General features: G+C 42.0%; 25 protein-coding genes. 17 read left to right on the forward strand and 8 right to left on the reverse strand.

All coding sequences use genetic code 11. From position 1 onward, the window contains the following. Nucleotides 1-58: 58 nt before the first annotated feature. The gene (gene coaA / locus PW252_RS05015; RefSeq protein WP_105114818.1) at nt 59-979 is read right to left on the reverse strand and encodes a type I pantothenate kinase; all 921 of its coding nucleotides are present in this window, start codon (nt 977-979) and stop codon (nt 59-61) included. 112 nt (nt 980-1,091) lie between these two features. Here coaA and PW252_RS05020 point away from each other — a divergent pair, with 112 nt between their 5' ends. From PW252_RS05020 to PW252_RS05060, 10 genes are all read left to right on the forward strand, one after another. Continuing rightward, nucleotides 1,092-1,682 (forward strand): class I SAM-dependent methyltransferase, encoded by a 591-nt coding sequence (locus PW252_RS05020; protein WP_248050581.1) that lies wholly within the window; start codon nt 1,092-1,094, stop codon nt 1,680-1,682. Beyond that, a complete protein-coding gene (locus tag PW252_RS05025) occupies nt 1,679-2,956 on the forward strand; it encodes a pyrimidine-nucleoside phosphorylase (RefSeq protein ID WP_248050578.1) in 1,278 nt (425 codons plus the stop codon). Before PW252_RS05020 ends, PW252_RS05025 begins: the two co-directional genes overlap by 4 nt. 14 nt (nt 2,957-2,970) lie before the next feature. Continuing rightward, nucleotides 2,971-3,633: a deoxyribose-phosphate aldolase gene (gene deoC, locus PW252_RS05030; RefSeq protein ID WP_248050577.1), complete on the forward strand. Its 663-nt coding sequence runs from the start codon at nt 2,971-2,973 to the stop codon at nt 3,631-3,633. Continuing rightward, nucleotides 3,620-4,009 carry a cytidine deaminase gene (locus tag PW252_RS05035; RefSeq protein ID WP_248050575.1) on the forward strand — a complete coding sequence of 130 codons (390 nt, stop codon included), beginning with the start codon at nt 3,620-3,622 and terminating at the stop codon, nt 4,007-4,009. Before deoC ends, PW252_RS05035 begins: the two co-directional genes overlap by 14 nt. An 81-nt stretch (nt 4,010-4,090) precedes the next feature. After that, the gene (locus PW252_RS05040) at nt 4,091-5,158 is read left to right on the forward strand and encodes a BMP family lipoprotein (RefSeq protein ID WP_248050572.1); all 1,068 of its coding nucleotides are present in this window, start codon (nt 4,091-4,093) and stop codon (nt 5,156-5,158) included. A gap of 136 nt (nt 5,159-5,294) precedes the next feature. Next, complete coding sequence (locus PW252_RS05045; protein ID WP_248050570.1) at nt 5,295-6,830, forward strand: ABC transporter ATP-binding protein; 1,536 nt, start codon at nt 5,295-5,297, stop codon at nt 6,828-6,830. Next, a complete protein-coding gene (locus PW252_RS05050) occupies nt 6,823-7,884 on the forward strand; it encodes an ABC transporter permease (RefSeq protein WP_172049734.1) in 1,062 nt (353 codons plus the stop codon). The genes PW252_RS05045 and PW252_RS05050 overlap by 8 nt, the downstream gene beginning before the upstream one ends. Nucleotide 7,885: 1 nt before the next feature. Then, the gene (locus PW252_RS05055) at nt 7,886-8,839 is read left to right on the forward strand and encodes an ABC transporter permease (RefSeq protein WP_248032938.1); all 954 of its coding nucleotides are present in this window, start codon (nt 7,886-7,888) and stop codon (nt 8,837-8,839) included. A gap of 363 nt (nt 8,840-9,202) precedes the next feature. After that, nucleotides 9,203-9,403 (forward strand): dihydrofolate reductase family protein, encoded by a 201-nt coding sequence (locus tag PW252_RS11295; protein ID WP_248050567.1) that lies wholly within the window; start codon nt 9,203-9,205, stop codon nt 9,401-9,403. After that, a complete protein-coding gene (locus tag PW252_RS05060) occupies nt 9,364-9,735 on the forward strand; it encodes a dihydrofolate reductase family protein (RefSeq protein WP_248050564.1) in 372 nt (123 codons plus the stop codon). The genes PW252_RS11295 and PW252_RS05060 overlap by 40 nt, the downstream gene beginning before the upstream one ends. A gap of 37 nt (nt 9,736-9,772) precedes the next feature. Here PW252_RS05060 and PW252_RS05065 read toward each other — a convergent pair whose 3' ends face one another. After that, nucleotides 9,773-10,756, reverse strand: coding sequence for an L-lactate dehydrogenase (locus PW252_RS05065; RefSeq protein ID WP_024378725.1), 984 nt, complete (start codon nt 10,754-10,756; stop codon nt 9,773-9,775). Nucleotides 10,757-10,944: 188 nt separating this feature from the next. Between PW252_RS05065 and gyrA the strand changes: the two genes are divergently transcribed. The 3 genes from gyrA (at nt 10,945) to radC (ending at nt 14,906) form a co-directional block, all read left to right on the forward strand. Next, nucleotides 10,945-13,395, forward strand: coding sequence for a DNA gyrase subunit A (gene gyrA / locus PW252_RS05070; RefSeq protein ID WP_248050561.1), 2,451 nt, complete (start codon nt 10,945-10,947; stop codon nt 13,393-13,395). Nucleotides 13,396-13,399: 4 nt separating this feature from the next. Next, nucleotides 13,400-14,149, forward strand: coding sequence for a class A sortase (locus PW252_RS05075; protein ID WP_248043456.1), 750 nt, complete (start codon nt 13,400-13,402; stop codon nt 14,147-14,149). A 76-nt stretch (nt 14,150-14,225) separates the two neighbouring features. Continuing rightward, on the forward strand, nt 14,226-14,906 hold the full coding sequence (gene radC, locus PW252_RS05080) for a RadC family protein (protein ID WP_248050558.1): 681 nt from the start codon (nt 14,226-14,228) through the stop codon (nt 14,904-14,906). 42 nt (nt 14,907-14,948) lie between these two features. Here radC and PW252_RS05085 read toward each other — a convergent pair whose 3' ends face one another. From PW252_RS05085 to PW252_RS05110, 6 genes are all read right to left on the reverse strand, one after another. After that, nucleotides 14,949-15,590 carry a redox-sensing transcriptional repressor Rex gene (locus PW252_RS05085; RefSeq protein WP_248050556.1) on the reverse strand — a complete coding sequence of 214 codons (642 nt, stop codon included), beginning with the start codon at nt 15,588-15,590 and terminating at the stop codon, nt 14,949-14,951. A gap of 180 nt (nt 15,591-15,770) precedes the next feature. Beyond that, nucleotides 15,771-15,974 carry a DUF4649 family protein gene (locus PW252_RS05090; RefSeq protein ID WP_248033663.1) on the reverse strand — a complete coding sequence of 68 codons (204 nt, stop codon included), beginning with the start codon at nt 15,972-15,974 and terminating at the stop codon, nt 15,771-15,773. Nucleotides 15,975-15,976: 2 nt separating this feature from the next. After that, a complete protein-coding gene (locus PW252_RS05095; protein ID WP_105210395.1) occupies nt 15,977-16,321 on the reverse strand; it encodes a DUF1831 domain-containing protein in 345 nt (114 codons plus the stop codon). Nucleotide 16,322: 1 nt separating this feature from the next. Further along, complete coding sequence (locus PW252_RS05100) at nt 16,323-17,438, reverse strand: cysteine desulfurase family protein (RefSeq protein WP_248050553.1); 1,116 nt, start codon at nt 17,436-17,438, stop codon at nt 16,323-16,325. Between the two features lie 11 nt (nt 17,439-17,449). Next, nucleotides 17,450-18,427, reverse strand: coding sequence for a ribose-phosphate diphosphokinase (locus PW252_RS05105; RefSeq protein ID WP_248050550.1), 978 nt, complete (start codon nt 18,425-18,427; stop codon nt 17,450-17,452). A 123-nt stretch (nt 18,428-18,550) separates the two neighbouring features. After that, on the reverse strand, nt 18,551-19,126 hold the full coding sequence (locus tag PW252_RS05110) for a CYTH domain-containing protein (RefSeq protein WP_248050546.1): 576 nt from the start codon (nt 19,124-19,126) through the stop codon (nt 18,551-18,553). Nucleotides 19,127-19,211: 85 nt separating this feature from the next. Here PW252_RS05110 and PW252_RS05115 point away from each other — a divergent pair, with 85 nt between their 5' ends. The 4 genes from PW252_RS05115 to pta are packed head-to-tail and all read left to right on the forward strand — an operon-like array spanning nt 19,212 to nt 22,584. Continuing rightward, a complete protein-coding gene (locus PW252_RS05115) occupies nt 19,212-19,883 on the forward strand; it encodes a GTP pyrophosphokinase (RefSeq protein WP_105117083.1) in 672 nt (223 codons plus the stop codon). After that, nucleotides 19,867-20,685, forward strand: coding sequence for an NAD kinase (locus PW252_RS05120; protein WP_248050585.1), 819 nt, complete (start codon nt 19,867-19,869; stop codon nt 20,683-20,685). Before PW252_RS05115 ends, PW252_RS05120 begins: the two co-directional genes overlap by 17 nt. After that, nucleotides 20,685-21,578: an RluA family pseudouridine synthase gene (locus PW252_RS05125; RefSeq protein WP_248050544.1), complete on the forward strand. Its 894-nt coding sequence runs from the start codon at nt 20,685-20,687 to the stop codon at nt 21,576-21,578. The genes PW252_RS05120 and PW252_RS05125 overlap by 1 nt, the downstream gene beginning before the upstream one ends. Before the next feature lie 19 nt (nt 21,579-21,597). Next, entirely contained in the window at nt 21,598-22,584 is a 987-nt protein-coding gene (gene pta, locus PW252_RS05130; protein ID WP_105117919.1) for a phosphate acetyltransferase, read from the forward strand. Nucleotides 22,585-22,586: the final 2 nt, after the last annotated feature.

Here is a 22,586-nt window from a genome sequence, read left to right on the forward strand (position 1 = left end):
CCTTTCTTGTACTAACTATACCATTATATCTGAAAAGATAGGTTTTGACAAGTGAAATTTATTTTTTTAGATAAATTTTATCAATCTCATGGTTATCAGCCTTATGGAGAATAATGTCTGCACGGTTTCGGGTAGGTTCGATGAACTTTTCCAAATTAGCTAGGTTTATATTTTTCCAAGTATTTTGGGCAATGGCAATGATTTCTGGATAGGTCATCTGAGTAAAACGATGGTAGTAGTTGTTTGGGTCATTCTTTGCCAGAGTTAATAATTTTTGGAAACGTTCTAGGTACCAGGTTTCAATATGTTCCACATCGGCATCAACGTATATAGACAAGTCGAAATAATCACTGACATAAAGTCGTTGGTTTTGTGGATTTTGAAACACATTGATCCCCTCGACAATGAGAAAGTCAGGGGCCTTAATTTCCTGAAGCTGATCCGGTACGATGTCATAAATCTCATGAGAATAGACAGGGATTTGACAATCGTAACCATTTTTTATTTTATCCACGAAATCAATCAATTTTTCCATATCATAGGACTCTGGAAATCCTTTTTTGTTCAATATCTGGCGCTCTTCCAGAATGGCATTTGGATAGAGGAAGCCATCTGTTGTGACCAATTCAACCTTGGCGTGTTTAAAGGTTCGGGCGATTAGGATTTGAAGCAGGCGGCTGGTGGTGGATTTTCCTACGGCCACACTACCAGAAACACCGATAATAAAAGGCTGAGGCTTGATGGATTTTTGCAGGAAGAGGCTCTTGGTGAAATTGAGGTCCTTTCGAGCCTTCCGATAAATATGAATAAGGTTGATGAGAGGCAGATAGATGTCCGATACTTCATGCAGTTGGATACGGTCATTGAAACTCTTGATTGAATTGAGCTCTTTTTGGCTCAGGGGAATAGTGGTCTTCCGATGGAGCTGTTGCCAGGTTTTTCGGTCGATTTCTTCAAAATTTAAAAATTCATTCTTCATAGTTTATTCTTTCTAATAGAAGTAAGCGTTTTACATAATACTTACATTTTATCATATTTTCCAATCTTGCAAAACTCTTGAAAACGTTTTTAAGAAATGGTATAATCGGAGTATGTCTAATATGTATTATGAAAAGAATCCAAGTGCAGCACATGATATTCATGAACTCCGTGTCAGCTTGCTGGATACTCCTATGACTTTCTTAACAGATGCTGGTGTATTTAGTAAGAAAATGGTTGATTATGGAAGTCAGGTGCTTTTGAATTCCCTGGAACTAGCGAAGGGAAAAACTCTCTTGGATGTAGGATGTGGCTACGGACCTCTGGGATTGACCTTAGCAAAAGTCTATGACCTAAATGTTACCATGATTGATGTCAATAGCAGAGCTTTAGAGCTAGCCGAGAAAAATGCTGAGAAAAATGGTGTTTCTGCGACGATTTTCCAATCCGATGTCTATGAATCAGTTGAGGGTAGTTTTGATTATGTGATTTCTAACCCTCCCATTCGAGCTGGCAAATCAGTTGTGCATGAAGTGATTACAGGTGCCAAGGAACATTTGGTTGACGGTGGTAGCCTAACCATTGTCATTCAGAAGAAACAAGGGGCACCGAGCGCTAAAAAACGGATGGAAGAAGTATTTGGAAATTGCCAGATTATAAAAAAAGATAAGGGATACTATATCCTTGAAAGTGTGAAAGAATGAGAGCAGTTGATTTAATTCAGAAAAAACGGGATAGCTTGGAGTTAACCACTGAGGAAATCCAGTGGTTGATTAATGGCTATGTGGATGGAAGTGTACCGGATTACCAAATGTCAGCTTTGGCGATGGCCATCTATTTTAAGGGAATGTCCACACGAGAGATTTCAGATTTGACAATGGCTATGGTGCATTCGGGTGAGGAAATTGACCTTTCAGCGATTGCAGGTGTTAAGGTTGATAAGCACTCAACTGGTGGTGTAGGTGATAAGGTTACCTTGATTTTGGCACCGCTTGTGGCAAGTTTTGGTGTTCCCGTTGCAAAGATGAGCGGTCGAGGTCTGGGCCACACAGGTGGCACACTTGATAAGTTGGAATCTATTAAGGGCTACCAAATCGAAATAAGTCAAGAAGACTTTATCAAGCAAGTTCAGGAAACGGGTGTGGCTGTTATCGGTCAATCGGACAATCTGGTTAAGGCTGATAAATTACTTTATGCCCTGCGTGATGTGACGGCAACTGTGGATATCATTCCTCTGATTGCAAGCTCAGTCATGTCTAAAAAGATTGCGGCAGGTGCCGATGCCATTCTTCTTGATGTAACTGTTGGCGAAGGTGCCTTCATGAAGAACATCGAAGATGCGCGTGTTCTGGCACGAACTATGGTTGACCTTGGAAAAGCTGTTGGTCGCAAGACAGTGGCTGTCTTGACAGATATGTCCCAGCCAGTAGGTACCTCTATTGGTAACCGCTTGGAAATTTTGGAAGCCTTGGAAATTCTTCAGGGAAATGGCAGAGCAGATGTGACAGAATTTATCTGTGAATTGGCTCAAATCATGCTCAGTTTGGCAAACGTTGAAAAAACGGTTGAAGAAGTTCGTCAGCATATTGATAATGGTGCAGCCCTCAAGAAATTTGAAGAGATGGTTGTAGCTCAGGGCGGAGATTTGGAAGACTTGTACCGTCCGGTTCAAGTTTCTAATCAGGTTGACGTACTCTCTGATGAAGATGGTTACATCGTTGGACTTCCTGCTTTGGAATTCGGACTATTTGCTATGAGAATTGGTGCTGGTCGGGCTGTTAAGACAGACGATTTGGACTATGAAACAGGAATTGTCTTCCATAAGAAAGTCGGAGAAGCGATTGCCAAGGGTGAAAAAATCGCAACAATTTACGCAAATGAAAATATTTCGGAAAATTTGCTTACAAATTTCAAGAAAAATGTTAAAATAGATAAAGTAAGTGTAAAAACGAAAGAAATCATCGAGATTATTTCTTAATGTACGGAGAAAGTATGAAACTTAATAAATATATCGATCATACCATTTTAAAGCCAGAAACCACTAAAGAACAGGTTGCTCAGATTTTGGCAGAAGCCAAAGAATATGACTTTGCTAGTGTCTGTGTCAATCCTACTTGGGTAGCCTACGCAGCCCAAGAATTGAAGGATAGTGACGTAAAAGTTTGTACCGTCATCGGTTTCCCTTTGGGTGCAAACACACCAGCTCTTAAAGCCTTTGAGACCCAAAATGCTATTGAAAACGGTGCTGATGAAATTGATATGGTCATCAATATCGGCGCTTTGAAGTCTAAAAATGATGAATTGGTCTTAGAAGATATCAAGGCAGTGGTAGAAGCGAGTGGGGAAAAACTTGTCAAAGTCATTATCGAAACCTGCCTATTGACAGAAGAGGAAAAAGTAAAAGCCTGTCAATTGTCAAAAGAAGCGGGTGCAGATTTTGTCAAGACTTCAACAGGCTTCTCAACCGGTGGAGCAACTGTTGAAGATGTTGCACTAATGAGAAAAACGGTTGGACCAGATATGGGTGTTAAAGCATCCGGTGGAGCTCGTTCTTATGAAGATGCAATTGCCTTCATTGAAGCAGGTGCAACTCGTATCGGAGCTTCTTCAGGTGTAGCCATTATGAAGGGAGAAAAGGCGGATGGCGACTACTAATCTGATTGATTTGGTTGTAGAAAATAGCTGTCATGCTTATGTTCCTTATTCTCACTTTCCGGTAAGTGCAGTCTTGGTTGCTAAAGATGGTCAAATATTTACAGGGGTGAATATAGAAAATGCTAGCTTTGGCTTAACAAACTGTGCGGAAAGAACAGCAATCTTTAAGGCTGTTTCTGAGGGAGTCCTTGATTTTTCTGAAATCGTCATTTATGGTGAAACAGAAAAGCCAATCTCTCCTTGTGGGGCTTGTCGTCAAGTGATGGCAGAATTTTTTGAACAGGATCTAAAAGTGACCTTGGTCGCTAAAGATAAATCGACAGTCGAGATGACAGTCGGGGAATTACTTCCATATTCTTTTACAGACTTGACCTAAGTTTGTAAGCCAGTCGTTAGACTGAAACCATTTATCATTGCAACGAAATGTTGCCATAGAATTTTTTAGGAGGGTTCAGAAATGAACAAGAAACTTGTTGGTTTGGGTGTTGTATCACTTGCAGCACTTACTCTTGCTGCCTGCGGTAGCCGTACATCAAATAGCTCATCAAGTAGCGAAACTGCTGAGTCATCAGTAAAAGCTGCGATCGTTACTGATATCGGTGGTGTTGATGACCGTTCATTCAACCAATCAGCTTGGGAAGGTTTGACTGCATGGGGTAAAGAAGCTGGTCTTGAAAAAGGTAATGGCTATGACTACTTCCAATCAGCTAGCGAATCTGACTATGTAACAAACCTAGATTCAGCTGTTTCAGGTGGTTACAACCTTGTATTTGGTATCGGTTTTGCCTTGGAATCTGCAATTGCAGAAGTAGCGCCAAATAACACAGATACAAAATATGTTATCGTTGACTCTGTTGTTCCAGACCTTGACAACGTTGTTAGCGTTGGTTTTGCTGACCACCAAGCATCATACTTGGCAGGTGTTGCAGCTGCTAAATCAACAAAATCTAACCACGTTGGTTTCATCGGTGGTATGGAAGGTGTCGTAATCGACCGCTTTGAAGCTGGTTTCGTAGCAGGTGCTAAATCTGTTAACCCATCTATCAAAGTAACAGTTGACTACGCTGGCTCATTTGGTGATGCTGCTAAGGGTCAAACACTTGCTGCTGCTCAATACGCTGCAGGTGCTGATGTAATCTTCCACGCATCAGGTGGTACAGGTAACGGTGTATTTGCTGCTGCAAAAGCTGAAAACGAAACTCGTAACGAAGCTGATAAAGTTTGGGTAATCGGTGTTGACCGTGACCAATCTGCAGAAGGTGAGTACACATCTAAAGATGGTAAAGCTTCTAACTTCGTATTGGCTTCTACAATCAAAGAGGTTGGTACTGCTGTTAAAGATATCGCAACAAAAGCTGTTGCAGGAGAATTCCCTGGTGGTACTGTAGTTCAATTCTCATTGAAAGATAAAGGTGTAGAATTGGCTGAAACCAACCTTTCAGAAGATGCTTCAAAAGCTATCGCTGAAGCGAAACAAGCGATCATCGATGGTAAGGTTGAAGTTCCAGAAACTCCAGAAAACTAATCTTTTGAATTAGAATTTTCCGAAGCGGCGGCTGAAATCGGTCGCCCTTTTCGGAGCTGAGAATTTTTCTCAGTAAAGCCTATCAGAAGCTGGTAGGTTTTACTGACAAAAATGATAGTCAGAAAGGAAGAAGATTATGACTAGGGATAATGTCATTGAAATGCGCAATATTACCAAGATTTTTGGTGAATTTGTAGCAAATGACCACATCAACTTACATGTCAGACGAGGAGAAATCCATGCCCTTCTTGGTGAAAATGGCGCTGGTAAATCAACTCTTATGAATATGTTGGCAGGTCTTTTGGAACCTACCAGCGGAGAAATTGCAATTAACGGTGAGGTTGTATCCATTGACTCACCTTCTAAAGCTGCCCATTTAGGTATTGGTATGGTGCATCAGCACTTTATGCTGGTTGATGCTTTCACAGTTGCTGAAAATATCATTCTTGGTTCTGAAACAACAAAGGCAGGAGTGATTGACCTCAAAAAAGCCATTGCTGAAATCAAGGAATTGTCAGAGCGTTACGGCCTAGAAGTTGATCCGACAGCTAAAGTAGCAGATATTTCTGTCGGAGCTCAACAGCGTGTAGAGATTTTGAAGACTCTCTATCGTGGTGCAGACCTCTTGATTTTTGACGAGCCAACGGCTGTTTTGACTCCTGCGGAAATAGCAGAGCTTCTCAAAATCATGAAGAAATTGATTGAAGAAGGCAAGTCTATCATTCTGATCACTCACAAACTGGATGAAATTCGTGCTGTTGCGGATCGTGTTACTGTTATTCGTCGTGGTAAATCCATTGAAACTGTTGATGTCGCGGGTGCAACCAATGAAGACTTGGCTGAGTGGATGGTTGGACGTTCTGTATCTTTCAAAACAGAAAAAATCCCTTCAAATCCTAAGGAAGTTATTCTGTCTATCAAGGATTTGGTAGTAAACGAAAACCGTGGCATTCCGGCAGTTAAAGGCCTTAATCTTGAAGTTCGAGCTGGTGAAGTCGTTGGTATTGCCGGTATTGATGGAAATGGTCAGAGCGAGCTTATCCAAGCCATTACAGGTTTGCGTAAGGTTAAATCAGGTTCCATTACCATCAAGGGTGAGGAAGTTGTTGGTAAAACACCTCGTAAAATCACTGAGATGCAGGTCAGCCACGTTCCTGAAGACCGTCACCGTGATGGTTTGGTTTTGCAAATGTCTGTTGCAGAAAATATTGCTTTGCAGACATACTATAAGGAGCCAAACTCTAAGAATGGTATTCTGAATTACAATATTATCAATGAAAAGGCACGTCAGCTAATGGAAGAGTTCGATGTGCGTGGTGCCAGTGAGTTAGTTCCTTCTAAGGCCTTGTCAGGTGGTAACCAGCAGAAAGCCATTATCGCCCGTGAAATTGACCGTAACCCAGATCTTCTCATCGTTAGCCAACCAACTCGTGGTTTAGACGTCGGCGCTATCGAGTACATTCGTAAACGTTTGATTGCAGAGCGTGACAAGGGCAAGGCAGTTCTTGTTGTCAGCTTTGAATTGGATGAAATTTTGGATGTTTCAGACCGCATTGCTGTTATCCATGACGGTACTATCCATGGTATTGTCGATCCTGCGACTACAAATAAGCAGGAGTTGGGTGTCTTGATGGCAGGTGGAAAATTAGAGAAGGGAGAAAGTCATGCCTAAGAAATATCACAATGTGGCCCTTCCATTTTTGGCAGTATTTTCTGGTCTGTTGTTAGGTGCCATTATCATGCTTGTCTTCGGTTATGACCCAATTTGGGGCTACGAAGAACTATTCTATTCAGCTTTTGGTAATGTAAAATCAATTGGTGAAATTTTCCGTGCTATGGCACCACTGATTTTTACCGCTTTAGGTTTCGCAGTGGCTAGCCGTGCTGGTTTCTTCAACGTCGGTTTGCCTGGTCAAGCCTATGTGGGCTGGGTATTCGCAGGCTGGTTTGCCTTGTCAAATCCAGATTTGCCTCGTCCAGTTCTTATTTTAGCGACAGTAGTTATTGCCATGATTGCTGGTGGTATAGCTGGTTCTATTCCAGGTATCTTGCGTGCCTATCTTGGTACCAGTGAAGTTATCGTCACAATCATGATGAACTACATCTTGCTTTACTCATGTAACTATATCATTCGGGAAATATTTGCTGATGATTTGATGAAGAATACGGATTCGACGATCAACGTTTCAGCCAATGCTTCTTACCAGACAGAATGGCTCCGCGCTTTGACAGACAATTCACGGATGAACTTGGGTATCTTCTTTGCAATTATAGCTGTCTTGGTCATCTGGTTCTTGTTAACTAAAACAACACTTGGTTTTGAAATCCGTTCGGTTGGTTTGAATCCAACGGCATCTGACTACGCAGGTATGTCAGCTAAACGTACCATCATTCTTTCAATGGTTATCTCAGGTGCCCTTGCGGGTCTTGCTGGTGCTATCCAGGGTCTTGGGACCTTCCAAAATGTCTACATTCAAAGTGGTAACTTGGATATTGGTTTCAACGGTATGTCTGTTGCCCTCTTGGCTTCAAACTCACCACTCGGTATCCCATTGGCAGCCTTCTTATTTGGTGTTCTCTCTGTTGGGGCACCAGGTATGGTTCGTGCCCAAATTCCACCTGAATTGATTAACGTTGTTACAGCATCCATCATCTTCTTTATCGGTGTGAAATTTATCTTTGAGCAATTGCTTAAAGCAAAAAATAAAGCGAAAGGAGCGAAATAAGATGAATATTTCCATTCTTGCCTTACTCATTTCGCAGATGTTAATTTACTCAGCACCTCTGATTTTTACAAGTCTTGGTGGTGTCTTCTCTGAACGTGGCGGTATCGTAAACGTTGGTTTGGAGGGAATTATGGTTATCGGTGCCTTTGCTGGTGTTGTCTTCAACATTGAATTTGCTGAAACCTTTGGTAAAGCAACTCCTTTGTTAGCAATCCTAGTTGGTGGTTTAGCAGGAGTTCTATTTGCAGCCATTCACGCTATGGCAACGATAAATTTCCGTGCAGACCATGTCGTATCTGGTACAGTGTTGAACCTTCTAGCTCCAGCCTTGGGTGTCTTCCTTGTCAAAGTTATCTATAACAAGGGACAAACTGACAGCATCACTCAGTCATTCGGTAAGTTTTCATTCCCAGTATTGGCTGATATTCCGATTATTGGAGATATATTCTTTAAGAATACGAGTTTGATGGGTTATGTGGCTATTGCAACTGCATTCCTGGCATGGTTCATTCTCTATAAGACTAAATTTGGACTTCGTCTGCGCTCAGTTGGTGAGCACCCACAAGCAGCTGATACACTTGGTATCAATGTTTATGCTATGCGTTATGCAGGTGTATTGATTGCTGGTTTCCTTGGTGGTGTTGGTGGTGCAGTAAGTGCCCAATCCGTAAACATCAACTTCTCTGCAACAACCATCGTAGGTTCAGGTTTCATCGCCTTGGCCGCAGTAATCTTTGGTAAGTGGAACCCAATTGGTGCCATGTTAGCCAGTCTTTTCTTTGGTCTATCACAAAGTTTAGCGGTAGTAGGTAGCCAACTTCCCGGTTTGAAAGATATTCCAACCGTATATCTCCAAATCGCACCTTACCTTATCACAGTCGTTGCCCTCTCTGCCTTCTTCGGAAAAGCAGTCGCACCAAAAGCCGACGGCGTTAACTATATTAAATCGAAGTAAAAAAACAACCCCGACGGGTTGTTTTTTCACGAGCATGAAAACACGATGGTGAGTAAAGGTCCAGTAGACCTTTTTATCATGAGCTTGAAAATACGGAAGCGAATTAAGGTCCAATGGAGTGAAAGAAGCTGGGGATAGGATCTTTCAGCCTGAGCCTAGAATTGTAAAAGCAATCTACAGTTTCGTGAACTGTTTCAACCCGATTCCAAAAATAAGAGAGCGATGAATAATCTTGAAAATCAGAAGGCAAACTAGTCTAGCAGCATAGGTGACACTTTTTGCTCGAAATTAAAATCCATCTTCTGCCTACTATAGATTTTTATGTTATACTTGGTTACCCGAGAATATGTGAGGAGGAAAGTTATGGCTAGACGCCTAGTTTTGAATATTGCAATGAGTTTGGACGGTTATATCGCTCGAACAGATGGGAGTTATGATTGGATAGAAGGGCATGGTACGGATCAATTTGACACGACCTGGCAATTCGATAATCCTGCATTTTCAGTAGCTGTGATACGGTCATCATGGGGCGTAAATCATTGGAAGATTGCCCTCTGGAGATGATTGAAGGCTATCAGGACAAGCAGTTTATTATTGCCAGTTGTGCTGAACAGGCTGATTATGAGAATGTTCGCTTTGTGCAAGATATTATTCCAGAAATTGAGTGCTTGCGTTCTTCTGAGGGTAGTGATATCTGGCTTATTGGTGGAGCAGGGTTTGTACAAACTTGCTTGGAAGCAAAATTGATTGATCATTTCATTATTGGGATTATTCCAATAATCTTAGGTGAGGGTATTTCACTTTTTGATGGCCTGACTAAAGAGCAGAAATTGATTTTAGTAGAGTCAACGGTTACAGATGGCATTGCCATGTTACGGTATGATATACGAAAATAGAAAAAAGGTGGACCAATGGTTCACCTTTTTAGTATACTTAGTTTTTAACACCAGCAGCAATTTCTGGGTTGGCGAAAGCATCGTCAATGATGTCTTTCAATTGCTTAGCAGAAGCTTGCATTTTTTGCAATTCAGCATCATTCAATGGGATGTTTACTGGACGAACGATACCGTGTGCACCGATAATAGCTGGTTGACCGATGAAGACATCTTCAACACCTTCGTATTGACCTGCTTGGTATACAGACAATGGAAGAACTGCATTTTCATCATCAAAGATTGCTTTAGTAATACGAGCAAGAGCGACACCGATACCGTAGTATGTTGCACCTTTTTTGTTGATGATTGAGTAAGCTGCATCACGAACAGATACAAACAAGTCAACAAGACCTTGCTCATCGATATCGCGGTTATCTTGCAACCAGTCGTACAATTTCACACCTGCAACGTTAGCGTGTGACCAAACTGCGAATTCAGAATCACCGTGCTCACCCATGATGTAGGCGTGTACTGAACGTGCGTCGATGCCAATTTTCTCAGCCAATGCTTGACGGAAACGAGCTGAGTCAAGAGAAGTACCAGAACCGATAACGCGTTCTTTAGGGAAACCTGAGAATTTCCAAGTTGAGTAAGTCAATACGTCAACAGGGTTTGCGGCAACAAGGAAGATACCGTTGAAACCAGATTTAACAATTTCAGTAACGATTTGTTGGTTAATACGAAGGTTTTTCTCAACCAATTCAAGGCGTGTTTCACCTGGTTTTTGTGGCAAACCAGCTGTCAAAACAACCAAGTCTGCATCGTGAGCATCTGAATACTCAGCAGAATAGATTTTTTTAGGGAAAGTAAAGGCCAATGCGTGGCTCAAATCTTCTGCGTCACCTTGTGTACGGTCTTTATTGATATCGATGATACCCAATTCTTGACCAATACCTTGGTTAACAAGGGCATAAGCATAAGCAGAACCTACGGCACCATCACCGACAAGGATAACTTTTTTGTGTTGTTTAGTTGCAGTCATTGCTAAACATCTCCTTAGTTTTATTTGGGGATGACCTCATCCCAACCATCTACCATTCTAGCACTTTTTATACATTTTGTCACTTGTGAAAAGGTGTTTGAAAATGTTTACATGCTAGTTTCCAACAAAGAATTTTAACCTTAAATATGGTATAATAGAGGCACAATGACTGTTGAAAGAGGCATATAATGCAAGATAAAAACTTAGTAACGGTAAATCTGACCAATGAGATGAAATCATCCTTCATCGACTATGCGATGAGTGTAATCGTTTCGCGTGCTTTGCCAGATGTGCGAGATGGTCTCAAGCCTGTTCATCGCCGTATTTTGTACGGAATGAATGAGTTAGGGATTACACCAGATAAACCCCATAAGAAATCTGCCCGTATTACAGGGGATGTTATGGGTAAATACCATCCGCACGGAGATAGTGCCATATATGAAGCCATGGTACGTATGGCGCAGTGGTGGAGCTATCGCCATATGCTAGTTGATGGCCACGGAAACTTCGGTTCTATGGACGGTGATGGTGCGGCCGCCCAACGTTATACGGAAGCTCGTATGAGCAAGATTGCTCTGGAAATGCTCCGTGATATTAACAAGAACACGGTAAACTTTGCGGACAACTATGATGCCAGTGAGCGTGAGCCAGAAGTCCTACCGGCTCGCTTCCCTAACCTTTTGGTCAATGGTACGACTGGTATTGCCGTTGGTATGGCAACCAATATTCCGCCACATAACTTGGGAGAAACCATCGAAGCTGTGAAGCTGGTGATGGACAATCCAGAAGTAACAACTCGTGAAATCATGGAAGTCCTTCCTGGGCCAGACTTTCCGACTGGTGCCTTGGTCATGGGCAAATCTGGTATTCACCGTGCCTATGAAACAGGGAAAGGCTCTATTACCCTTCGTTCTCGTACGGAGATTGAAGAGTATGGAAACGGCCGTGAGCGTATTGTCGTTACTGAGTTTCCATACATGGTCAACAAGTCCAAGGTTCAAGAGCATATTGTCAAATTGGTGCAAGAGAAGCGTATCGACGGGATTACGGCTGTTCGGGATGAATCCAACCGCGAGGGTGTGCGTTTTGTCATCGAAGTTCGCCGCGATGCTTCTGCCAATGTTATTTTGAATAATCTCTTCAAGCAAACTCAGTTGCAGACTAATTTCAGTTTCAATATGTTGGCCATCCAAAACGGGGTGCCGAAAATTCTTTCTGTCCGTCAGATTTTAGAATCTTATATTGAACACCAGAAGGAAGTAGTCACTCGTCGTACGCAATTTGATAAAGAAAAAGCAGAAGCGCGGGCTCATATCTTGGAAGGCTTGCTGATTGCCCTTGACCACATTGATGAGGTCATTCGCATTATCCGTAATTCAGAAACGGACGCTATTGCCCAAGCTGAGTTGATGGAGAAATTTGAGCTTTCTGAACGTCAGAGTCAGGCTATTCTTGATATGCGCCTCCGTCGTTTGACAGGCTTGGAACGTGACAAGATTCAGTCTGAATATGATGAGCTGATTGCCTTGATTGCTGATTTGGCTGATATTTTGGCCAAACCAGAGCGTGTTGTGACCATTATCAAGGAAGAATTAGATGAAGTCAAACGCAAATACGCTGACCCACGCCGTACAGAATTGATGGTCGGAGAAGTTCTTTCTCTTGAAGATGAGGACTTGATTGAGGAAACAGATGTCTTGATTACCCTGTCAAATCAAGGGTACATTAAACGTCTGGCTCAGGATGAATTCCAGGCTCAGAAACGTGGTGGACGTGGTGTTCAAGGAACAGGTGTCAAGGACGATGATTTTGTGCGTGAGTTAGTTTCGACTAGCACCCATGATCGCCTCTTGTTCTTTACCAATAAAGGTCGTGTTTATCGTTTGAAGGGGTATGAAATCCCTGAGTATGGACGTACGGCTAAAGGTTTGCCAGTTGTCAACTTGCTCAAGCTAGAAGAAAATGAGTCTATTCAGACCATCATCAACGTGACCAAGGACCAGGAAGCAGACAGCTATCTCTTCTTCGCAACCCGTCAAGGTGTTGTCAAACGGACCAGTGTTTCAGAATTCGCTAATATTCGACAAAGTGGTCTTAAGGCCTTGAATCTGAAAGAAGAAGATGAATTGATTAACGTCTTCTTGACAAATGGTCAGGCGGATATTATCATGGGAACCAAATTTGGTTACTCTGTTCGCTTTACAGAAACAGATGTTCGGAATATGGGGCGTACTGCAACGGGTGTTCGTGGTATCAATTTACGTGAGGGAGATCAGTTGGTTGGCGCGACCATGATTTCAGATGATCAAGAAGTTCTTGTTTTGACGGAGAAAGGCTTTGGTAAGCGGACACCAGCCAGCGAATATCCTACCAAAGGCCGTGGTGGTAAGGGGATTAAGACCCTCAAAGTTGCTGAGAAAAATGGTTCTCTGGCAGGTTTGACAACGGTATCTGGTGATGAGGACATTATGGTCATTACCGATACAGGTGTAATTATTCGTACAAGTGTTGCCAATATTTCCCAAACTGGTCGTTCAACCATGGGTGTCAAGGTAATGCGTCTAAACGATGAGGCAAAAATTATGACATTTGCACTGGTAGATGCTGCAGATGCTAAGAATGAAGAAGAGCAGGAGTAGTTGTATGTCAAAACGTACTAAAAATAAAAAAGGAAAAAGTGGGATTTGGCGTAATCTTCTAGCTTTGCTGCTGGTCTTGATTTCCCTGGCTCTCATCTTCAACACTTCAATCCGTAATTTCATTATTGGATGGAACACCAATAAATATCAGATTTCAAAAGTGACTGCTGAGGACATTGAAAAAAACAAAGAGGCAGAAACGACTTTTGATTTTGAACAGGTTCAGGCAATTTCGACCGAAGCTATATTGGCTGCCCAGTGGGAAGCCCAACGGTTGCCTGTAATTGGAGGTATTTCTATTCCAGAACTTGGAATCAATTTGCCGATTTTCAAGGGTGTGGGGAACACATCTTTAATGTACGGTGCTGGAACCATGAAGGAAACCCAGGAAATGGGGAAAGGAAATTACGCTTTGGCTAGTCACCATATTTTTGGTGTAGCCGGTGCTGCAGATGTTCTCTTCTCTCCATTGGACCGTGCTCAGAATGGCATGAAAATCTATATTACTGACAAGACCAATGTTTATACTTATGTGATTGACAGTGTACAGACAGTTACACCTGAGAGTGTCTATGTTATTGATGATGTAGAGGGTCGAACAGAAGTAACCTTGGTAACTTGTACAGACTATGATGCAACTGCACGGATTATCGTAAAAGGTGTGCTAGAATCAACAACGCCTTATACTGAAACCTCACAAGATATACTTGATTCATTTAACAAATCATATAACCAATATGATTATGGTCAATAAGGTTTAGGACTGAGAATTTCTCAGTCTTTTTTCATTTTCTTGCTTGTTTACGAATAAAATAAGTGAGGAGGAATTTATGTACCAAATTGATTTTAAGGAAGAGGCGCTTTTGCCACGTGAAAGATTACTGGAAGTTGGGGCGGAAAGATTGAGTAATCAGGAATTATTGGCTATTTTCATCCGAACTGGAACCAAAAATGAGCCTGTTTCTATCCTGTCCAATAATCTGCTCAATCGCTTGGAAAGTTTGGCTGCCCTAAGGGAGCTGTCTATTGAAGAATTGCAGAAATTAACGGGCATCGGTCGTGTCAAAGCGATTGAAATCAAGGCCATGATTGAGTTAGGAAAACGGATTAACCAGTCGGAGCTTTTATTGAATGAACGAATTTTAGGCAGTGAGAAATTGGGCCGAAAGATGATCCAAGAACTTGGAGATAAAAAGCAAGAACATCTAGTTGCCCTCTATCTCAATACGCAAAATCAGATTATCTACCAAAAGACCATTTTTATAGGAAGTGTCAATCGGAGTATTGCTGAGCCAAGAGAGATCTTGCATTATGCGGTAAAATGCATGGCAACATCCATTATCATTGTTCATAATCATCCATCGGGATCCGTTGAGCCAAGTAGGAACGATTTGTTGTTTACAGAGAATTTAAAAAAGTCCTGCGAAACACTAGGACTGGTCTTGTTGGATCATTTGATTGTAGGTAATAAGGACTATTATTCTTTTAGGGAAGAAAGTGAGCTATTTTAGAGGATAAAAAGAGAGGAGCCGGGAATTCGGTTCCTCTGTTCATTATTCACCCTTGCGCATGAAATAGAGAAGGGTTTGCAACTCGCTGGTCAGGTCAACATACTGAACGACTACATCTTTGGGAACCGATAAATTGACCGGAGAGAAACTGAGAATGCCTTTGACACCAGCTTCGACTAATATATCGGTTACCTCTTGAGCCTTGATACTTGGGACAGTCAGAATAGCTGTTTGGGCATCTGCTTCCAAAATACGTTCCTTGATTTCGGAAATAGCATGGATGGGAATATTTTCATCAACCGTCCCAACCGCTGGATTGTCATTCGCTTCAAAGGCCATGACAATTTTCATTTTATTGCGCTCATGGAAGCGGTAGTGGAGTAGGGCACGGCCCATATTTCCGACACCAACAAGCATAACATTTGTAATCGAATTGTCATTGAGAATTTCCGCAAAGAAATCCATCAATTCTTTTACATTGTAGCCAAAGCCACGGCGACCTAGTTCACCGAAGTAGGAGAAGTCACGGCGCACGGTTGCGGAGTCGATACCGATGGCTTCTGCAATTTCCTTGGAGCTAGCTTTTTCAATATTGCCGGCATAAAAGCGTTTAAAGATACGATAGTAGAGCGAAAGGCGCTTGGCAGTTGCGCGCGGGATATCTGCTTTTTTTTCGTTTTTCACAATGACCTCCTTAAATATGGTTGACGACAATACTATACTAGCTGACTGGTCTAATGCTTATTTTACTTGAGTATAGGCCTACCAATTTTTCATTCATTTTCAATTCTTTCTTCTATTCTAGTCCAAGATTGTGAAAAAATCAACAGATTGGATTGAAAAAGACTAAGCATGAAATGTTGCCTAGTCTAGTGTTTGAAAGTAGCGGTAGAGGTCACCAATGGTTCCTTTATAATCTAGCTCGTGACCATCTCGTGTTAGTTTGGTTACAGGATAGTAATCAGGAAGAGTGAGGCAACCTGAGAAGGCCAGTTTGGCTGCATCCAGATTGTCAAATTCCTGTTTTCTGTCTATTTTGTAAGCATCTTGATAGTGAATAATAATCATGCTTAACCTTCCTTGGTAAATAGGTCACGGTCCACTAAGCTATCCATCAAGAAGTAGAATTTTTCCTGGATGACCTTGTTTCCATTTTCTTTAAAGATATTGACCAGGTGCAAGCCAGATTTGTCTGTGATGTTGATTTTAAAACCGTTCAACTCTTTATTGACAATAATCTTTAAAAGAAAACCCTGATTTGAGTTAGGAACTTCTTCCAAGAGGCGCGTGAGTTGGTAGTGCCCTGCTTTTGTTTGTTCAAAAGTGGTATCTCTCAGGGTGTATTTTTTGATGTTAGGGCTAATGTGATAGGTAAATGCGCAATCTTTTAGGCTAACTGATTGTTGAAAGGCCATTTTATCCTCCAATGATTTTTTGTAATTCTGTAAGAAGAATATCTATCTCTTCTAGGGTATTTGTTTCAGATAGGCTGATACGGATGGACTCTTTCAACCGATGAGAATCTTTTCCGTACATGGCTTCAAGTACATGACTGTTCTGAACAACGCCAGCAGTACAAGCTGACCCACTTGAAACTGCAATGCCTGCCAAGTCTAGTCGCATGAGGACTTGCTCATTGAGCTTATTAGGGAAACCGATGTTGATAACATGAGGGAGATGGGGACCAGCTTGGTTGATGTAAAATGAATAGCCATCTAATCCAGCTAGGAGGTGATTTTTCAAGCCTTGGATGTGATGAACATTACTGTCAAGTTGATAGACCTGTTCTTGAAGAGCAAGTGCCATGGCAGCAATGGCTGGAAGGTTCTCTGTGCCTGCTCGGTGTTGGTTTTCTTGCTTCCCTCCATGAATAAGGGAATCAAAACCCTGCAAGCGACTGTATAGAAAACCGACTCCTTTTGGTCCGTGGAATTTATGAGCAGATGCAGCTAGAAAATCTATCCCATAGTCAGCGGGCTTCACATCCATTTTTCCGATTGCCTGCACAGCATCTACATGGAAGACTGCCTGATGGTCGGCCAATAGTTGACCGATTTCTTTAATGGGAAGCAGTTGGCCAGTTTCATTGTTGGCAAACATGGTACTGACCAAGATGGTATCTGGGCGTAGGGCTTCTTGGATTTGCTGGGCAGTGATGACCTGATTGATCGGCTGAATATAGGTTACTTCAAACCCAAAACGCTCCTCAAGGTACTGCATGGTATGAAGAACTGCATGGTGCTCGATAGCAGTAGTAATCAGGTGCTTGCCTTTGGCTTGATTGGCAAGAGCATAGCCCTGAATAGCCAAATTATCAGCCTCAGACCCTCCAGCTGTAAAAATGATGTGATCTGCTGGGACATCGAGAACTTGGGCTATGTCCTGTCTGGCTTGGCGTAAAATTTGGTTGGCTTTTCTTCCAGCCTGATGGATACTGGAGGGATTGCCATAGGTTTCTTGTGCTACTTCCAACATCCGTTGGAGAGCAGTGGGAGATAGGGCAGTGGTAGCTGCATTATCTAAATAAATCAAATAAGGTACTCCTAGTTCTCTTTTTCTGGATTTGTAAACTTAAAGAGTGGGCTAAGTGGTTGGTGTTCTTGAATACGATGGATAGCATCAGCAATCAAGTCACTAGCAGTGATAAAGGCGATATTTTTAGGCTCTTGTTCCTTACTTGCGACTGAATCGGTTACAAGGATTTCCTTGATTGGAGAAGCGTCCAGAAGTTCTGCCGCACTACCCGCGAACAGACCATGGCTGGCAACAGCGTAAATTTCAGTAGCTCCGCCCTCTTGAACGATTTTTGAGGCTTGTGAGAAGGTTCGACCAGTATTTAGGATATCATCAACCAAGATAGCTTTTTTACCAGCAACATCTCCGATGATGTAACCTTCTGAACGCTCAGAATCATCTTGAGCATAGTCAATAATAGCAATAGGAGCATTCAAGAATTCCGCGATATTACGCGCACGTTTGATACCCGAATTTTTTGGACTAACGATGACGACGTCTTCACCACAGAGCCCTTTTTCCATGTAATAAGAAGCGAATAATGGTTCTGTAAGAAGGTTATCAACTGGAATATCAAAGAAACCTTGGATTTGAGAAGCGTGTAAATCGAGTGTTAGGACACGGTCAACACCTGCTTTGACCAACATATTGGCAACAAGTTTAGCAGTGATTGGTTCGCGTGGAGATGCGGTACGGTCCTGACGAGCATAGCCAAAATAAGGCATAACTGCAGTAATAGTGTTTGCACTTGCACGTTTGCAGGCATCAATCATAATCAGCAATTCCCACAAGTGGTTGTTGACTGGGTAGCTAGTAGATTGGATGATATAAACATCTACACCGCGGACAGATTCTTCAATGTTGATTTGGATTTCACCGTCTGAGAATTGGCGTGATGATAATTTTCCTAGTGGAAGACCAGCTGATGCGGCAATTTTTTCAGCGATGGCACGATTGCTATTGAGTGAGAAGATTTTAATGTTATTTTCACCGAGTGGTTGACCCATTTTCAAGTAACTCCTTTTACACACTAAGCTTTTATGAGAAACATAAAAGAAAATTTTACAATAGATGGTTCTATTCTATCAAAAAAAAGAAATTTTTTCAGTATTCAAGTAAAAAAATCAGCCTTATTGGACTGATTTTCGATGGCTAGCAGTTCGTGCAACCTTACTGCTGGCATATTTAAATTGGATGGAGTTCTTCTTGAGAAAGTCTTCAAAGAGAATTTTGCCTTGGTGGGCATCAGTCACTTCAACTTCCAGTTCGTAATCCACTTGCCCGGCATATTCATTTTCATCTAGGGCCATAAGTCCGATGGAGGTTTCTTTTTCATGACGTTTGGTAGTCAGGCTCCCCCAGACAGCCAGTTTGTCAATCGGAACATCTGTTGCTGAGATGATGTCGGCAATGTGGCCAGCAGGCAGTTGGAAGTTTTCTATTAGCTGAAGAGCAGTCTGGATGTCTAGAACTTGATTGTACTCTTGATTGCCAATTTCCTGGGGAATTTTTAGGGTCAGCTCTGCTATTTCCTTAAAAGTCCGTATACGGAGTGAAAAACGGTGGTTCTTCATATCTAAATCAGGAGTGTCAATATAGTGGTTGGTTTGAAGAACAGGGCTTACGTCTGAAAAATCAGAGAGAAGGCGTAGGTACTCGGATTTGGTTAATAAGGTTTTATACTCAATTTCAAGGTGGTTTTTCATGCAGTAAACCCTTTCATATGTTATAATAGAATAGTCTTTGTGTTATTCTAATACAATTTAAAAATTTTGACAAGAAAGGGGCAGTATGGACTTTAACTGGGAAGAATTTTTAGACCCCTATATCCAGACAGTAGGTGAGTTGAAGATCAAACTGCGTGGTATTCGCAAGCAGTACCGGAAAGCCAATCGACACTCTCCTATAGAGTTCGTGACTGGACGGGTAAAGCCTATTGAATCCATCAAAGAGAAAATGGCCCTGCGACACATTAAGTTGGAAAATCTTGCTCAAGATATGCAGGATATTGCTGGACTTCGGATTATGGTCCAATTTGTGGATGATATTGAGGAAGTTTTGGCGATTTTACGCAAGCGCAAGGATATGCAAATTGTTCACGAAAGGGATTATATCAACTATATGAAGGCTTCGGGTTATCGTTCCTATCATGTGGTGATTGAGTACCCAGTGGACACTATAAATGGCAATGAAACGGTATTGGCAGAAATCCAAATCCGTACCCTGTCCATGAATTTCTGGGCAACCATTGAGCATTCCCTCAACTATAAATATAAGGGGAATTTTCCTGAAGAAATCAAGAAGCGCTTGGAAGTGACAGCAAAGATTGCCTATGAATTAGATGAGGAGATGCGAAAAATCCGTAACGACATTCAGGAGGCCCAGGCCTTATTCGATCCTGCACATAGGAAGCTGAATGACGGTGTCGGAAATAGTGATGATACAGATGAAGAATACAGGTAGAAAAAAAATCGCTCTGCTCGCTAGCCGAAATCCAAAGAGTGAGGCAGTTTCCAAAGAACTTTGGACAAAATTGAAAGAAGCAAATTTCATACTGACACCTAAAAATCCTGATATTGTGATTTCAATCGGTGGTGATGGTATGCTCCTGTCGGCCTTTCATAAGTATGAAAAGTTGATTGACCGTGTGCGTTTTGTCGGTATTCATACAGGCCATCTAGGATTTTATACGGATTATCGTGACTTTGAGGTGGAGAAACTGATTGAGAACCTCAAGCTTGATACAGGTGCCAAGGTATCCTATCCCATTTTAAATGTTAAAGTCAAGTTGGCAGATGGTCGCGTAGTGGAGGCGCGTGCTCTGAATGAGGCGACTATCAAGCGTTTATCCAAAACCATGGTGGCGGATGTCATTATCAACAATGTACCGTTTGAACGCTTTAGGGGAGATGGCATCTCAGTATCTACTCCAACAGGTTCGACGGCCTACAATAAATCCTTAGGTGGTGCTGTTTTGCATCCGACCATTGAGGCCCTGCAGATTGCAGAAGTAGCCAGTCTAAATAACCGCGTTTATCGGACCTTGGGTTCTTCTATTGTGGTTCCCAAAAAAGACAAGATAGTCATTGAGCCCAAACATAGTGACCGCTATTCTATTGCCGTTGATAACAAGACCTATGTTTATGATAATATCGAAAAGATAGAGTACCAGATTGACCAGCATAAAATTCATTTTCTTGCTACACCAAGTCACACCAGTTTTTGGAATCGGGTCAAAGATGCTTTTATCGGAGAGGTGGAGTAATGCGGTTTGAATTTATAGCTGACCAGCATACCAAGATTAAAACCTTTCTGAAGAAACACGGTGTTTCCAAGGGCTTGTTGGCAAAAATCAAGTATACAGGTGGCAATATTTGGGTCAATGATATGGAACGCAATGCAACTTACTTGCTTGATATTGGAGATAGGGTTACAATTGACATACCAGCTGAGGAGGATTTGACCGGAAGTTTGAAACCGATTTCTTTTCCGCTGGATATTATCTATGAAGATGACCACTTTCTTGCTATCAATAAGCCAGTTGGATATGCTTCGATACCTTCAGCACTCCATTCTTCTACCATTGCCAATTTTGTCAAGGGCTATCTGGTCGATCAGGCTTATGAAAACAAACAGGTTCATATTGTCACACGCCTGGATAGGGATACTTCGGGGGTCATGCTCTTTGCCAAGCATGGCTATGCCCATGCTCGACTGGACAAGCAGTTGCAGGCCAAGCTCATTCACAAACGCTATTATGCTCTGGTTAAGGGAGAGGGTGTTTTGGAAGCTGAGGGGGATATCATTGCTCCAATTGGTCGTCCAGAAGATAGTATTATCACACGCTGTGTGACCAAGACGGGTAAATATGCCCATACTTCCTATCGACTTGTTCAATCTTGGGGAGATATTCATTTGGTTGATATTCAACTCCATACTGGTCGAACCCACCAGATTCGTGTCCATTTTTCACATATTGGTTTTCCTTTATTGGGAGATGATATGTATGGTGGCAGTTTAGAATGTGGTATTCAACGTCAGGCCTTGCATTGTCACAACTTGGCCTTTGACAATCCTTTCTCAGCCCAAAGGATTGACTTGGAAGCAGGTCTTCCAGACGATTTTCAGGCTGTTATCAAAATGTTAACTAATAAATAAAATTTTAAGGAGAATTTAGATGGAAATTCGGAATTTATTTGGTGAAATGAAGCAAAAAATCGTAGGTAAAAAACTACGTATCGTTTTCCCAGAAGGTACAGATGAGCGTGTCGTGCGTGCAGCAGCTCGTTTGAAATTTGAAGGCTTGGTGGAGCCAATTATCCTAGGTGTACCTGAAGCTGTCCATACTTTGTTGACAGACTTTGGTTTCTCAAACCCTGGTATCACAGTTATTGACCCTAATAACTACGGAAACTTTGATGCCATGAAACATGAATTTGTTACTCTTCGTAAAGGCAAGGTTGATGAAGCACAAGCTGATGAAATTTTGCGTGATGTCAACTACTTTGGTGTTATGTTGGTGCAAATGGGATTAGCAGAAGGTATGGTGTCAGGTGCTATCCACTCAACAGCAGATACTGTACGTCCTGCCCTTCAAATTATTAAAACTAAGCCAGGTGTTAAGCGTACTTCGGGTGTCTTCTTGATGGTTAAAGACCAGCACAAGTTTGTCTTTGGTGACTGTGCAATCAACATTGAACCAGATGCAGAAACCTTGGCAGAGATTGCAATCCAATCAGCAGAAACTGCTAAAACATTTGGTATCGATCCGAAAGTAGCAATGATTTCATATTCTACAAAAGGTTCAGGTTCAGGTCCACGTGTTGATAAGGTTGTAGAAGCAACTCGCCTGGCTCAAGAACTTCGCCCAGACCTTTTGATTGACGGAGAACTGCAGATGGATGCTGCCTTGGTTCCTGATACAGCTCGTTTGAAAGCGCCTGGAAGTCCAGTAGCAGGTCAAGCCAATGTCTTTGTCTTCCCAGCTATTGAAGCAGGCAACATTACTTACAAAGTAGTTGAGCGTCTTGGTGGTTACGAAGCGGTAGGTCCGGTCTTGCAAGGTTTGAATAAGCCTGTGAACGATCTTTCACGTGGATGCAGTTCAGAAGATGTTTACAAGCTTGGTATCATCACAGCTGCACAAGCAATTGCTGCTGAATAAAC

This window comes from Streptococcus sp. 29887 (genome assembly GCF_032595075.1).
GTDB lineage: Bacteria > Bacillota > Bacilli > Lactobacillales > Streptococcaceae > Streptococcus > Streptococcus iners.